The organism is Mesorhizobium sp. M1423 (genome assembly GCF_040317575.1).
GTDB lineage: Bacteria > Pseudomonadota > Alphaproteobacteria > Rhizobiales > Rhizobiaceae > Mesorhizobium.
Window position 1 is genome coordinate 116,361 of record NZ_JAMYKU010000018.1, and the last position, 13,638, is coordinate 129,998.

A 13,638-nucleotide genomic window follows, 5' to 3' on the forward strand; every position below is an offset into this window, starting at 1 on the left:
GCTCAGTCATTGAGCAGGCGGTAGGTGCTGGTGCCGTTATTGCGGTGCTGTTGTTCGATCGAGACTTCCGATCCGATCATGTGGGGCGTCTCCACCTCACCATCGATAAATACCAGTGCGTTGCCGTCATGGAGACGGACTTCATATCTATAATAAAGTCCATGGCCGACGGAACCTTTCGGATTTAGAGGCATCGTCGCAACATCTTCGACGATGCCTCCTACGCGTTGCGTGCCCATGATCGTGCTATTCTGTCTTGTTACAATCGCCACGGCGGCCACAAGAGCGAATGAGCAAAAGAAAGCGACGCCAACGACTGTATCGCGAAACTCTGCCCGAAGCAGAAGAAGGCGGTTTCTAAGAAAAAGATTTGTCGGACCCATCACTTAGAGTTGAGTAGCGCAGGGCGTTGTTCAAGAGCGATTTCTTCGAAGAGAGCTCTGTCACTCGTTTTACCTTCGAAAACAGCTTCATTGATCGATCGCCGTTCAATTTGGAAATCGGTAGAAGACAAAGCCATTGTCGCGCGTGACGCGCTCGATGCCGACGTGCGAGCCGATCAGGCGCGGACGATCGTCGTCGATGAAAACAGATGAACCGTCTTCAAGGACCAGCACGTAGACACTTCGGCCTTTGCCCCAATGGGCACTTTTGACGGCTGCATCGATTGGGTCCACCGAGCGGATCGGGCTGGCGTTATTCGTCCACTTGAGCGGATCGAGGGCCAACACCGCCGCAAACAAAGCAACAATCAGGATCACGCCGATCGCGTGCCTTTTCACATCCACAAAAGTCCATGGCACCGGCATGAATCCCCAACTATCGATTCATGTGGTGCACAGAAGGCTGACTTTCAATCGGCCTTCCTGTTCCAGGAGATTGCTATTTGCGTCCTGGCTCGCGGCTGTTACTTCGCCTTGGAAAAGGCCAGCCACAGGCCGCCGCCCACCAGGAAGCTGCCGCTGATTCGCGACAAGAGCTTGACGCGGCCGGCCGACAGCAGGCGCCCGGCGCGGCCGGCGGCCAACGCGTAGGTCGAATCCGAGACGGCGGCGAAGATCATGGCGGTGAGACCCATGACGCCGATCTGTAACGCGTAATTGCCTGAGGGGGCGATGAACTGCGGAAAGAAGGCGCCGAAGAACACCAGCGTCTTTGGATTGCTGATCGCCACCAGCAGGCCCTGCAGGAAGAAGCCGCCGCGCGGCTGTTTAGCCGATCCGTCGGCGTTCAGCTTGCCTTTCGAGCGGAACATCTGCACGCCCATCCAGATCAGGTAGGCGGCGCCAATCAGCCGGACCCATTCGAACCAGTGGCCCATGCCGGCGATAAGCGAGGTCAGCCCGATGCCGACGATGGCGATCATGATGGCCAGCCCGGCCTGGGTGCCGGCGACATTGGCGAGGCCGGCGCGCGAGCCGTGGCGGATGCTGTTGGCGATGATCAGCGTGACCGTCGGCCCCGGCACAAGAATGATGACGATGCAAGCGACGACGTAGGTGGCGTAGAGTTCCAGCGACATTTTTCCCTCCGCAGAATGCCGCTCGTGCGGCGCGCTGTCGCGATCAATGCATGGCGATGAGTTGCGTGCAAGTCGGCGAGGCGCCGACAATGCGGAGCTGATTTCAGCAGGCGCCGGCCTGCCATGGCAGCGTTGCCTCATAGGCGGCAGCCGCCCCCAGCACCGAGAGGTCAGCGCGTGGCCGCCCGATCAATTGCATGCCCATCGGCCTGCCCTTGGGGTCGAAGCCCACCGGCACATTGATCGCCGGGCAGCCGCCGAGCGTGGCGAACGCTGAAACCTGCATCCAGCGATGATAGCTGTCCATGGCACGCCCGGCCACTTCCCTTGGCCAGTGGGTGGAGACCTCGAAAGGGAAGACCTGCGCGGTCGGCAGCGCGATGAGATCGAATCGATCGAAGAGCGACAGCAGGGTTTTGTGCCATGACGAGCGCCTCACCGTGGCGGCGTGGATCTGCGGCGCGGTGAGGCCCAGTGCATGTTCCACTTCCCACACGGCCTCCGGCTTGAGAAGGCGGCGTTTCAAGGGATCGTCGTAATGCACCTTGAGCGCACAACCGCTGCTCGCCTGGCGAAGCGTTACAAAGGCCTGCCACAGCGCTTCGAACTCGAATTCCGGCATCAGCGGCTCGGCCTCGAAGGATAGATCCGCTAACCGGCCGAGTGCTGCCTCGCAAAGCTGTAGAATGCCTGCTTCAATCGGCAGATGACCGTCAAGATCGCCGAGCCAGGCGATGCGCCCGCCGGCCGCCCGCGATTCCAGCCCTTCGAGGAACGAGCCTGGCTTATCATGCGACAGCGGCGCGCGAGGATGATAGCCGGCCTGAACGTCGAGCAGCAGGGCGATGTCGCGCACGTTACGCCCCATCGGCCCTTCGACGCCCATTTGCGCATGAAACACATCAAGATCAGGGCCGGCCGGTACCAATCCCTGCGACGGGCGGAAGCCATAGACATTGTTGTAAGCAGCGGGATTGCGTAGCGAGCCGCCGAAATCGCTGCCATCGGCAATGGGAACCATGTCGAGCGCTAGCGCGACCGCCGCGCCGCCGCTCGAGCCGCCGGCGGTCAGCGCTGGGTCGAACGCGTTGAGCGTCTGTCCAAACACGGTATTGTAGGTGTTGGAGCCGAGCCCGAATTCGGGAACGTTGGTCTTGCCGATGATGATGGCGCCGGCCTGCCGAACACGCTCGACGAAGAAGTCGTCTTCCTCAGGCACGAAATCGGCGAAGATCGGCGAGCCGAAGGTGGTTCTCAGGCCTTTTGTCAGCGCAAGATCCTTGATCGCGATCGGCAGACCGAACAGCGATCCGGTATCTGCTCCTCGCGCCAAATGAGCGTCTGCCTCGTCGGCCTCGCGCAGGATGTCGGCACGCTCACGCAATGAAACGATGGCGTTGACCTGTGGGTTCACCGCCTCGATCCGGTCCAGGAATGCAGCGATCACTTCGCGCACCGAAAGCTGCCGGCGCCTGATCCTGTCGGCCAGTTCCACGGCGGACAGGCGGCAGATGTCGCCGGCGGGCGGCACGGCATGCCCGGTGGTCGGGCGCGTGGCTGTCATCGCGCTTCAGCCGGCAGATGTCGGCATGGCGGCGTCGACATCCCTGGCCAGCGGGATGGCAGGCTGGGCGCCGGCTTTCAGGCAGGCCAGCGAACCGGCTGCGGCAGCGCGGGCAAGCGCCTGGTCGAGCGGCAGGCCTGCCGCCAGTCCGGCAGCAAAATAGCCGCAGAACGTGTCGCCGGCGCCGACCGTATCGAGCGGAGTGATCTTCAGCGCCGGAACCATCAGGAGATCGTCCGGCGTCGCGGCGAGAACGCCGTCTGGGCCAAGCGTGACGACGATGGTGCGGCCGGTTCTCGAGGCATAGTCGCGCATCCGTGCCGGGCGGTCGCGGCCACTCAACGACAGCGCCTCACCATAGAGGTCGAACTCGGTCTCGTTGGCGACGAGATAGTCGGCCTTGCCGAGGAAGCCGGCCGCGTCGCCGTGGAAAGGTGCGGTGTTGAGCACGGTGACCGCGTTGGCCGTCCTTGCCGCGTCAAGCGCTGTCTCGACCGTTTGCAACGGGACCTCCAACTGCAGCAGCACGACATCGCCGTTTTTCAGGAAAGCCTTGGAAAGGTCACCCGGCACGACCGAATCATTGGCGCCCGCCACGACGGCGATCACGTTCTCGCCGTCGGCGCCGACCATGATCAACGCGGTACCCGTCGAGGCAAAGGTCTCGCCGACGCCGGACAGGTCGATCTTGCCGTCGCGCAGCAGCGCCAAAGCCTCGCCGGCGAAGCTGTCCTTGCCGACCGCGCCGACCATGCGCACCTTGGCGCCGGCGCGGGCGGCGGCCAGCGCCTGGTTGGCTCCCTTGCCGCCGGGGGCGGTGGCGAAACCGGAGCCGCGCACCGTTTCGCCGGGACCGGGCAAACGGTCGACACTGGCGATGAGGTCGAGATTGATGGAACCGATGACGACGATCAAGAAGTGCCTCCCGCTAACGCATGTCACTCTAATTGCGCGGGAAGCTACTCCGTAAGATCGCTGCTTGTCACCCTCGGGGCCCTTCGCTCCTATCGTTCCATTCGTTGGCTATTCAAGAAGAGACTTGTCCCGCCTCCCAGCCGAGGATGGCGCGTTTGCGAGTCAGGCCCCAATGGTAGCCGGTGAGCGCGCCGGACTTGCCGAGAGCCCGGTGGCACGGCACGACGAAGGACATCGGATTTGCGCCGACTGCGGCACCGACAGCCCGGCTGGCGCTCGGTGCGCCGATGCGCGCGGCGATCGAGGAATAGGTGCAGGCCTTGCCCATCGGAATGCGCAGCAAGGCCTCCCAGACGCGGACCTGGAAGTCGGTGCCGATCATGACGACGCGCAGCGGCTGGTCGGCGCGCCACAGCGTCGGATCGAAAATGCGCGCGGCATAGGGCGCCGTCGCCGCCATGTCCTCGACATAGGTCGCATTCGGCCAACGGCTGGACATGTCCGCAAAGGCCGCACGCTCGCCGCCGGGGTCGTTGAAGGCGAGGCCGGCAAGGCCGCGGTCCGTCACCATGATCAAAGCGATGCCGAAAGGCGAGATATGATAGCCGTAGCGGATGGTGAGCCCGGCGCCGCGGGTCTTGTAATCGCCCGGCGACATCGCTTCATGGGTGACGAACAGATCGTGCAGCCGGCCTGGGCCGGACATGCCGAGTTCGAACGAAGTTTCCAGCAGCGGCATGCCGGAATCCAGCAGTTTGCGCGCATGATCGAGGGTGACGGCCTGCAGAAAAGCCTTCGGCGACAGGCCGGCCCAGCGGGTGAACAGCTTCTGCAGCCCGGTCGGCGTCTCGCCGACCTCCTCGGCCAGCACTTCCAACGAAGGCTGATCGCGATAGTCGAGGCTGATCTTTTCGATGGCACGACGGACGATTTCGTAGTCGCCACCTTCAGGCGTGATGTCTTTCTGAAGGATTGCTGTCGTTTTGAGAGGCATTTGGGCGTTCATGGCAGTATCTCCTTGAGTGCGAATATCGTCCTTCGCGGCGCCGATCACCACCCGAAACTTGCTTTCCCGCAGCATGTACCCAGATAGAGTTGGCTTTGAATGGGGAGGACAATCATGGCCGGCGAGAAGGTGCAGCTGACCAAGGAAAGAGAAACGCTGCTGATCACCGTCTACGGCAAGGCGCTGGAAAGCCGGCTTCCCAACTCGCTGCTGAAAGACCGCTTTGCGGACGAGGCGGTTCGCCGCATCGACTACGATTTCTCGCGGCTCAAGGTCGACAACAATCTCGGCGTCGGTCTGGCGATCCGGGCCAAGACGCTGGACGACTGGGTTGCGGCTTTTCTGGCGAACAACCCGAACGCCATTGTGCTGCATCTCGGCTGCGGGCTGGACACACGAATATTCCGTATCGACCCGCCAGCCGGCGTCGACTGGTTCGACGTCGACTACGCCGAAGTCATCGAGCTCAGGCGCAAGCTCTACCCGATGCGCGAGCATTACCACCTGATCGGATCATCCGTCACCGAGCCTGGCTGGTTGGATGAAGTGCCCGGCGATCGCCCGGCGATGGTCGTGGCGGAGGGCCTGACCCCCTACCTTGCCGCTGACGAGGGCCCAAGACTGGTTTCGCGGCTTGTGTCGCATCTGGCCAGCGGCGAATTTATCTGCGATGCCTACAGCGACCTGGGTCTAAAGCTCGTGCGCCTCAACCGGTCGTTCCGCGCCACCGGAGCCGAACTCCACTGGGCGATCAACGATCCGCGCGACTTGGAACGGTCAGTGCCCGGCCTGCGGTTGGTCGAGGAAACGATGGCGTACAAACCCGAACATGCCGCCCGTGTGAGCTGGTTCGCCGGACTGGTCTTTCGCCTCTGGAGCCACGTTCCGGCTCTTCGGAGGGTCGGCAGGCTGTTGAGATTTCGGTTTTGATCGTCAGCGCGCCTTGGCGGTCGCCAGAGCGTGCGAAAATGCGGTGGCAAAACTTTCGCGGTCGTCGGGGTTGAGGAAGCCACCGATCGAGACTGTTTTTCCTTGCGCCTCGACCGCCATTCTGGTGATGCCGATTTCGGTGTGGCGGGCGATCGAAAAGCGTGCCCAGAACGGATTGAAGCGATGTGCTTCCGATTTGCCTGACGGGGCAGTCTTGCGGATATCGAGGCTGGTGCGAGACACCGACACCTCCTCGCGAGCCCGAGCGGCACGATAATTGGCGCGGAAGGCGATATAGATGGCAATAACATCGAGGCCGAAGAAGCCGAACACCGGCCAGGCGCCGCGCGACAGGAAAAACGCTCCGGTCACCAGCCACCCGAACAGCAATGCGCCCATCAGGATGACAAAGCCGGTCTTGCCCAGCGACCGGTGCGGTATCAGCAGCGCCTGGAAGAATGGCTCGTCGGCCTGAAATGAGGCGTTTGTGTCGCTCATTACAGAATATTATAGGAAAGCAATGACAAGCCCCAAGTCCAAAAACTCTTCGGCGCTAAAAAAAGACCTGTTGCCCGGCCGCCGCGACGGCTCGAACGCCAAGCCGCGTCCGCGGCCGGCGAGGTCGCGGGCGCTTTACAGACCCGCCGAGGTGCATGAGATTTTCCGGCGCTTTTCCGTTCAGCGGCCGGAACCGAGAGGCGAACTCGAACATATCAACGCCTTCACGCTGCTGGTGGCGGTGGTGCTTTCGGCGCAGGCGACGGACGCCGGTGTCAACAAGGCGACGCGGGCGCTGTTCAAGATCGCCGACACGCCGCAGAAAATGCTGGCGCTGGGCGAGACCAGGCTCGGCGACCATATCCGCACTATCGGGCTGTGGCGCAACAAGGCCAAGAATGTCATCGCGTTGTCGGAAGCCCTGATCCGCGACCACGGCGGCAAGGTGCCCGATGATCGCGATCAACTGGTCGAGCTGCCTGGTGTCGGCCGCAAGACCGCCAATGTCGTGCTCAACGTCGCCTTCGGCCAGCATACGATGGCGGTCGACACGCACATCTTCCGCATCGGCAACAGGCTCGGCCTGGCGCCGGGCAAGACGCCGGAACAGGTCGAGCAAGGATTCCTGAAGATCATTCCGGACGAATATATGCGACATGCGCATCATTGGCTGATCCTGCACGGCCGCTATGTCTGCAAGGCGCGTAAGCCGGATTGCCCTGCCTGCGTCATCGCCGATATCTGCAAGGCCAAGGAAAAGACGACCAGCGTGCCTGCACCACTGGTCGAGATCGCGCCGCTCGGGCCAGTAGAGGCGGCTACTGAATCAGTGCCAGCCAAGTGACTCTGAAGTTCCTCCTATGTGGCGCCATCCACGTTCAGGAACTCTCCTCGACGAACACCTCCTCGCGCTTCTTCTTGACCGCGGGAAGAAAGACGATGACGAGCACGGCGAGCGCGATGAGGAGCAGGCTGGCGCTGATCGGTCTCGTCACGAAGGTACTCGGATCGCCGCGAGAGAGGATCATGGCGCGGCGCAGGTTTTCCTCGAGCAGCGGGCCGAGCACGAAGCCAAGCAGCAGCGGCGCGGGTTCGCAGCGCAGCTTGGTCAGGAGATAGCCAAGCAAGCCGAAGAGTGCGACTGCATAGAGGTCGTAGACGTTGGTGTTGACGCTGTAAACGCCGATCGAGCAGAACGCCATGATGATCGGGAAGAGCACGTAATACGGGATCGTAAGCAGTTTCACCCAAAGCCCGATTAGCGGCAGATTCAAGACGATCAGCATCAGATTGCCGATCCACATCGAGGTGATGATACCCCAAAACAGTGCAGGCTGTTCGATCGCAACATTGGGGCCGGGTACGATGCCCTGGATGATCATCGCGCCGATCATCAGCGCCATTACCGGGTTGGCCGGAATGCCGAGCGTCAGCATCGGGATAAAGGAGGTTTGTGCGCCGGCATTGTTGGCCGATTCCGGTCCGGCGACGCCTTCGATTGCGCCCTTGCCGAATTCCCCCGGATTTTTCGAGACACGTTTTTCGACGGTGTAGGAGGCAAAGGCGGCAAGGATCGCGCCGCCTCCCGGCAGGATGCCGAGCGCCGAACCGATGATTGTTCCGCGCACGATGGGAGCCGCCATGCGCCGAAAATCTTCGCGGGTCGGCATAAGGCCGGAGATCTTTCGGATCAGCACGGAACGCTCATGCTCGTTTTCGAGGTTGCGCAGTATCTCGGCGACGCCGAAGACACCGACCGCCACTGCGACGAAATTCAGCCCGTCGGCATATTCGCGGATGCCGAGCGTGAAGCGGGGCGTGCCGGTGTAGATATCCGTGCCGACAAGTCCGAGCAGCAGGCCGAGCACGACCATGGCCAGTGCCTTGACGATCGAGCCGTGGGCGAGCGCGACGGACGAGACCAGGCCGACAATCATCAGCGAAAAATACTCGGCTGCGCCGAATCTCAGCGCGATCGCCGTCAGCGGTGGGGCAAAGATGGCGACGAGGAAGGTCGACACCGTGCCGGCAAAGAACGAGCCTATCGCCGCGGTCGCCAGTGCCGCCCCGGCGCGACCGTTCCTGGCCATTTGGTAGCCGTCGATGGCGGTGACGGCCGACGAGGATTCGCCGGGCATGTTGATGAGGATGGCGGTAGTCGAACCGCCATACTGCGCGCCGTAATAGATGCCGGCGAGCATGATGAGAGAGGAAACCGGGTCGCCGATCTGGAAGGTGATCGGCAACAGCATGGCAATGGTTGCGGTGGCGCCGATGCCGGGCAGGACACCAATCAGCGTGCCAAGAAGGACGCCAATCAGGCAGAAACCGAGGTTTGCCAAAGATGTAGCCGTCGAAAAGCCGAGTGCGAGATTGTTGAGGAGTTCCATTTCATCTCCTCACAATGATAGGGGCAGCCACGGGCCGAAACGCCGGAACGGCAGGCCGAGTGCGTAGCTGAAGACGACGAATGCGAACAGCGTCAGGCCGGCCGACAGCACGAGCGCGGTCAGCGGCTTCATACGGCCGCTGCCGAACGATGCGATCAGCGCCGTCAGGAAGATCGAGGGGATAAAGCCGAGGCCGCGCACCGTCAGGCCGAAGAAGATCGGAGCGGGCAGAATGAACAGCATGCCGCGCCACGCGATGTGGCCGATCGGGTCGCTCTCGAAACGCACCGCTTGGACGAGGATGACGGCGCCAAGCAGGATCAGCACGATCGCCAGCACCAGCGGGAAATAGCCCGGTCCCATACGGAAGGCGGTGCCGATTTCAAGGCCGAGCGACTGCAGCGCGAAAAATGCGCCGAGGAAGATGAACAGCGCTGCGCAAATGCCGTTGGTTCTGTCGATTGCGAACGGTTTCATGACGTCCTCCCGGGCCGCGCCGCGGGCGTGCCGATGCCGGTGTAAAAACGGGGCGCTGGCGGCGCCCCGTTCAAGCTTTAGTCGGCGTACTGGCCGGCCGCTTCGATGATAGGCTTCCACCGCGCGATCTCACTTTCCAGCTTGGCCTTGAGCGCGGCCGGCGTGGCGTCGGCCTCGGGCGACGGCTTGGTGCCGAGTTCGGCAAAGCGGGCGACTACGTTCTGATCCTTCAGGGCCACCTGCAGCGATTTCGACAGGCGCTCGGTGATCTCGGCCGGCGTGCCCTTGGGTGCATAGATTCCGTGCCAGATGCCGACCTGCACCTGCGGAAGGCCGGCTTCCGTCGTTGTCGGCACGTCGGGAAGCACGTCGAGGCGTTGCGCCGAGGTTACGGCATAGCCCTTGATCGTGCCGCCCTGGATCTGCTTGGTGGTGTTGGTCGTCTGGTCGCACATGATGTCGACCTGGCCGCCGAGAAGGTCGGTCATGGCCGGGCCAGTGCCTTTGTAGGGAACGGTGACCAGCGACGTGCCGATGGCGCTCATGAACAGCATGCCGCACAGATGCGAGGCCGCGCCTATCCCGGCATTGGCGACGGTGACGGTGTCCTTGTTGGCCTTGGCGTAGTCGACCAGTCCCTTCAGGTCGGTCGGCTCGAGATCCTTGCGGCCGACGATGGTCATCGGCACTTCTGTGACGAGACCGACATATTCGAACGCGTTCAGCGTGTCGTAGGCGAGGTTCCTATACAGCGTCGCGCTGGTCGCCATGCCGATGTGATGCAGGAGCAGCGTATAGCCGTCAGGATCGGCATTCGCGACGCGGCCGGCGCCTAGCGTGCCGCCGGCGCCGCCGACATTCTCGACGATGACCTGCTGACCGAGGTCCTTGGACATGGCTTCCGCGACAAGACGCGTGACGGTGTCGGTCGGGCCGCCGGCCGAAAACGGCACGACAACGGTGATGGTGCGTTCGGGATACGTCTGCGCGCCCGCGGCCAACGGGTAAAGCATGGCGACCGCAACGGCAGCCAGCGCGGCGACGAATTTTCTCATCGTGATTTCCTCCCAGAATACGAATTACCAACCGCTGCGCGGAGTTCCTCTCAAACCGAATGTAGATGGAGCAATAACTAGCGCAACCCGACAAATGACAATCGCCTCAAACGGCAAACTGCACGTTTGTCCGCGCAATGAGTGGAAATGTCGGGCCGCGCGATGCCCTTCCTCCGACCTATCTTAATAGCCGTAGCCGCGCGCCATCGCCGCCGCGAACACCGGGATCAACAGGAAGATGAATGCCTCGGTGCGGACATAGGTGCGAACGGACGCTAGCTCCGCCGCAGGCACCTGGAAGCCGGGACTGGCGCTCGCCTGCCTGCTCCAGGACAGGAATCGGACGGTCGGGATAATCGACAACAGGCCGACAATTGCGAAAGCGGCCATCTTTGCCCAGAACATCCAGTTGTAGACGTAGAATTCCCAGCCCTTGAGACCATAGATGACGCGGCCGATGCCGACGACGATGATCAGCATGGCAATGATGCCGTAATGGCGATCGATACCGACAAGCCGCTTCAGCGTCGCGGCGGACAGGTCGCTGCGGATCAGGACGAATTCGGCGCCGATGATGCCTGCCAGCGAAAACACCAGCAGATGATGGAAGATGGCAAGCACAAGGTCGGTGGTGTCCATGCTGTTTCCCCTCTGTCGGACGGCAGCGCCGAAACCGAACGCAGTGAACCAAATACTGGCGAAAAACTAACACCGCTTGGCGGGATTCACATCAGCCTGGAAACTGATCTACACAGCCTTGGTTCTTGTTTTACGCAACGGATTTTGATTCCCCATCTCATGCATGTCGCTGTCCTAACCGTTGGATGACCTGCATTAGGCACCGGCAACACAACCGAGGCATGACCATGACCAGTCCGCAGACAATTGTCGCCCCAGTGATTGAGACCTCTCGCACGGTCCTGCGACCGCACCGGCTGGACGATTTCGACGCCTATGTCGCAATGTGGGCCGATCCCGTCGTCACCCGTTTTATCGGCGGCAAGCCGCGCACGCGGGAGGAAAGCTGGATGCGTTTCCTGCGCCATGCCGGCCTGTGGTCGCTTCTGGGCTACGGCTTCTGGGCGGTCGAGGAAAAGGCGACCAGCCGCTTTATCGGCGAGGCCGGCTTCCACGATCTGAAACGCGACATGACGCCGTCGATCGAGGGCATTCCGGAGGCCGGATGGGCTCTGGTTTCGGACGTGCATGGCCAGGGGTTGGCCAGCGAAGTCGTCGCACGGGTGCTTGCCTGGGGCGATGAGGCATTTGCAGCCGCGAAGACCGTCTGCATCATCGATCCGGAAAACATCGGCTCGCTGAACGTCGCGGCAAAATGCGGTTATGGCGAAGTGCTGCGAACCGTCTATCAAGACAAGCCGACCATTCTACTCGAGCGGCAACCCTGACGGATGCTGTCTGGGCACTGCCTGCCACATCGTCGTCGGGCGTCGAGTTCTCCAGCCTGAACATCGCACGGGCCGATTGTGGCGCATGCAGCGTGTTCTGTCTTTGACAGGATGACGCAAACTCTGCATGAATTTTATCGAGCGGGTCTGAATTCAGGCTACGTTTCTGGCAGGCACCGGAGGAGGTGTCGCGATTGGAGGAATCCCATGCTGAACAGACGCAGATTCTTGATGAGCACCGCGGCGGCAGGTGCTGCCGGGCTCGCGGCATCGCATTTTATCCCCGCTTTCGCGCAGGACGCACCGCAGCTGCAGATTTTCGTGCCGGCGGCGCCGGGCGGCGGCTGGGACCAGACGGCGCGCGCCATGGACCAGGTGCTGCGCAGTGAAAAGCTGATCTCCGGCTCGCAGATCACCAATGTCGGCGGCGCCGGTGGCACCGTCGGCCTGCCGCAGTTCGTCAACCAGTGGAAGGGCAAGGGCAATGCACTGATGGTGGCGGGCATGGTCATGGTCGGCGCCATTATCGCCAACAAGGCGGCCAACAACCTTGCCGAGGTCACGCCGATCGCCCGCCTTACCGGCGAGTTCGAGGCGCTGGTGGTGCCGGCCGCCTCGCCGTTCAAGACTGCGGCCGACTTCGTTGCTGCCCTCAAGGCCGACCCGACGCAGGTTCCGGTTGCTGGCGGTTCGGCCGGCGGCTCGGATCACATATTGTTCGGCCTTATCGCCAAGACCGTCGGTGTTCCTGCGACCAACCTGTCCTATGTGCCGTTCGCCGGCGGCGGCGAGGCGCTGTCGGCGCTGCTCGGCAACCAGGTCGCGGCCGGCATCTCGGGCTATGGCGAGTTCGCCGAACAGGTCAAGGCGGGCGCGCTGCGGCTGCTGGCGATATCTGCCGACAAACGCCAGGAGGGCATCGATGCTCCGACCATGAAGGAAGCCGGCATCGACGTCGAGCTGTTCAACTGGCGCGGCGTCTTCGCGCCGCCCGGCGTCTCGGACGCCGACAAGGCAGCAATGATCAAGCTGATCGAGACGATGGCCAAGAGCGACGCCTGGGCCACCGAATGCAAGAACCGCAACTGGACGCAGATCCTGCTCACCGGTGACGACTATGCGAAATTCGTCGCCGAAGACACGGCCCGCATCGGGACGATCCTCAAGGACCTCGGCCTGGCGTGATGCTCTCGGCAAGGGGCGGCCTGCGCCAACCCTTGCCGACTTTCGCCAGCCGCATGGACATACGCGGCGCCGGAGGTGAAACTACGCCGAGATCGGCCGAGTGAGACCGGTCCAAGGAGAACCGGCCCCAAGGGACCGACATTGGGAGGACGATGATGAGCACCAGCGACCAGCAGGCGCCGCCGCGCCTTGCAGTGCCCGAACTGCTGATCGGCGTTGGGCTCCTCGCCTGTGCGGGTGCGGTTGCCTGGCAGACGCTGGCAATCCCGGTGTCGCCGCTCTATTCCAAGGTCGGTCCGACCGTCTTTCCCTACATCACCATGACGGGGATGGTGATCCTGTCGCTGCTGCTCATCATTGCCGCCTTGCGGGGCGGATGGCAGCCGGAGGACGAAAAGGAGACGCCGACCGACTGGAAGGCGATGGGCATCGTCGTCCTCGGACTGATCGCCAACCTCGTGCTGATCCAGCCGCTCGGCTTTACCGCCGCATCTGTCATCATGTTCGTTCTCATCTGCCACGGTTTCGGCAGCCGGCGTCCGCTGCGTGACGTGCTGCTCGGTCTGATCCTGGCGCTGGCCGCCTATTTCGGCTTTGCCAGGGCACTCGGCGTCAATATCGGCGCCGGCTTCATCGAAAACCAGCTGAACGCGATCGTCGATTCGGTCGTTGCCGTGCTGAGGGGCTGAC

16 protein-coding genes are annotated in these 13,638 nt (G+C 62.5%); 5 read left to right on the top strand and 11 right to left on the bottom strand.

What is annotated here, in order from left to right; all coding sequences use genetic code 11:
- Positions 1–2 precede the first annotated feature (2 nt).
- From NKG95_RS22110 to NKG95_RS22135, 6 genes are all read right to left on the bottom strand, one after another.
- On the bottom strand, positions 3–239 hold the full coding sequence (locus tag NKG95_RS22110) for a hypothetical protein (RefSeq protein WP_353005899.1): 237 nt from the start codon (positions 237–239) through the stop codon (positions 3–5).
- A gap of 249 nt (positions 240–488) precedes the next feature.
- Positions 489–809 (bottom strand): hypothetical protein, encoded by a 321-nt coding sequence (locus NKG95_RS22115; RefSeq protein ID WP_353042523.1) that lies wholly within the window; start codon positions 807–809, stop codon positions 489–491.
- A 98-nt stretch (positions 810–907) separates the two neighbouring features.
- Complete coding sequence (locus NKG95_RS22120) at positions 908–1,522, bottom strand: LysE family translocator (protein WP_353042525.1); 615 nt, start codon at positions 1,520–1,522, stop codon at positions 908–910.
- Positions 1,523–1,625: 103 nt separating this feature from the next.
- Positions 1,626–3,086 (bottom strand): amidase, encoded by a 1,461-nt coding sequence (locus NKG95_RS22125; RefSeq protein ID WP_352847394.1) that lies wholly within the window; start codon positions 3,084–3,086, stop codon positions 1,626–1,628.
- Positions 3,087–3,092: 6 nt separating this feature from the next.
- On the bottom strand, positions 3,093–4,001 hold the full coding sequence (locus tag NKG95_RS22130; protein ID WP_023718970.1) for a ribokinase: 909 nt from the start codon (positions 3,999–4,001) through the stop codon (positions 3,093–3,095).
- A gap of 112 nt (positions 4,002–4,113) precedes the next feature.
- Positions 4,114–5,007 (bottom strand): methylated-DNA--[protein]-cysteine S-methyltransferase, encoded by an 894-nt coding sequence (locus tag NKG95_RS22135; RefSeq protein ID WP_023718971.1) that lies wholly within the window; start codon positions 5,005–5,007, stop codon positions 4,114–4,116.
- 114 nt (positions 5,008–5,121) lie between these two features.
- Between NKG95_RS22135 and NKG95_RS22140 the strand changes: the two genes are divergently transcribed.
- Positions 5,122–5,937 carry a class I SAM-dependent methyltransferase gene (locus tag NKG95_RS22140; protein ID WP_353042526.1) on the top strand — a complete coding sequence of 272 codons (816 nt, stop codon included), beginning with the start codon at positions 5,122–5,124 and terminating at the stop codon, positions 5,935–5,937.
- A gap of 3 nt (positions 5,938–5,940) precedes the next feature.
- On the opposite strand, the gene NKG95_RS22145 is transcribed toward NKG95_RS22140, so the two are convergent.
- Positions 5,941–6,435 (bottom strand): DUF2244 domain-containing protein, encoded by a 495-nt coding sequence (locus tag NKG95_RS22145; RefSeq protein ID WP_353042528.1) that lies wholly within the window; start codon positions 6,433–6,435, stop codon positions 5,941–5,943.
- A gap of 22 nt (positions 6,436–6,457) precedes the next feature.
- Between NKG95_RS22145 and nth the strand changes: the two genes are divergently transcribed.
- Positions 6,458–7,279 (top strand): endonuclease III, encoded by an 822-nt coding sequence (gene nth, locus NKG95_RS22150; RefSeq protein WP_353042530.1) that lies wholly within the window; start codon positions 6,458–6,460, stop codon positions 7,277–7,279.
- A 34-nt stretch (positions 7,280–7,313) separates the two neighbouring features.
- On the opposite strand, the gene NKG95_RS22155 is transcribed toward nth, so the two are convergent.
- The 4 genes from NKG95_RS22155 to NKG95_RS22170 all read right to left on the bottom strand — a co-directional run bounded on the left by NKG95_RS22155 (position 7,314) and on the right by NKG95_RS22170 (position 10,996).
- Positions 7,314–8,825 carry a tripartite tricarboxylate transporter permease gene (locus NKG95_RS22155; protein WP_353042532.1) on the bottom strand — a complete coding sequence of 504 codons (1,512 nt, stop codon included), beginning with the start codon at positions 8,823–8,825 and terminating at the stop codon, positions 7,314–7,316.
- 9 nt (positions 8,826–8,834) lie between these two features.
- On the bottom strand, positions 8,835–9,302 hold the full coding sequence (locus NKG95_RS22160) for a tripartite tricarboxylate transporter TctB family protein (RefSeq protein WP_023718976.1): 468 nt from the start codon (positions 9,300–9,302) through the stop codon (positions 8,835–8,837).
- A gap of 77 nt (positions 9,303–9,379) precedes the next feature.
- Complete coding sequence (locus NKG95_RS22165; protein WP_353042534.1) at positions 9,380–10,357, bottom strand: tripartite tricarboxylate transporter substrate-binding protein; 978 nt, start codon at positions 10,355–10,357, stop codon at positions 9,380–9,382.
- 183 nt (positions 10,358–10,540) lie between these two features.
- Complete coding sequence (locus tag NKG95_RS22170; RefSeq protein WP_023718978.1) at positions 10,541–10,996, bottom strand: DUF2214 family protein; 456 nt, start codon at positions 10,994–10,996, stop codon at positions 10,541–10,543.
- Positions 10,997–11,223: 227 nt separating this feature from the next.
- Here NKG95_RS22170 and NKG95_RS22175 point away from each other — a divergent pair, with 227 nt between their 5' ends.
- The 3 genes from NKG95_RS22175 to NKG95_RS22185 all read left to right on the top strand — a co-directional run bounded on the left by NKG95_RS22175 (position 11,224) and on the right by NKG95_RS22185 (position 13,637).
- A complete protein-coding gene (locus NKG95_RS22175) occupies positions 11,224–11,763 on the top strand; it encodes a GNAT family N-acetyltransferase (RefSeq protein WP_353019892.1) in 540 nt (179 codons plus the stop codon).
- A gap of 207 nt (positions 11,764–11,970) precedes the next feature.
- The gene (locus NKG95_RS22180) at positions 11,971–12,948 is read left to right on the top strand and encodes a Bug family tripartite tricarboxylate transporter substrate binding protein (RefSeq protein ID WP_353042536.1); all 978 of its coding nucleotides are present in this window, start codon (positions 11,971–11,973) and stop codon (positions 12,946–12,948) included.
- A gap of 155 nt (positions 12,949–13,103) precedes the next feature.
- On the top strand, positions 13,104–13,637 hold the full coding sequence (locus tag NKG95_RS22185; protein ID WP_023718981.1) for a tripartite tricarboxylate transporter TctB family protein: 534 nt from the start codon (positions 13,104–13,106) through the stop codon (positions 13,635–13,637).
- Position 13,638 lies beyond the last annotated feature (1 nt).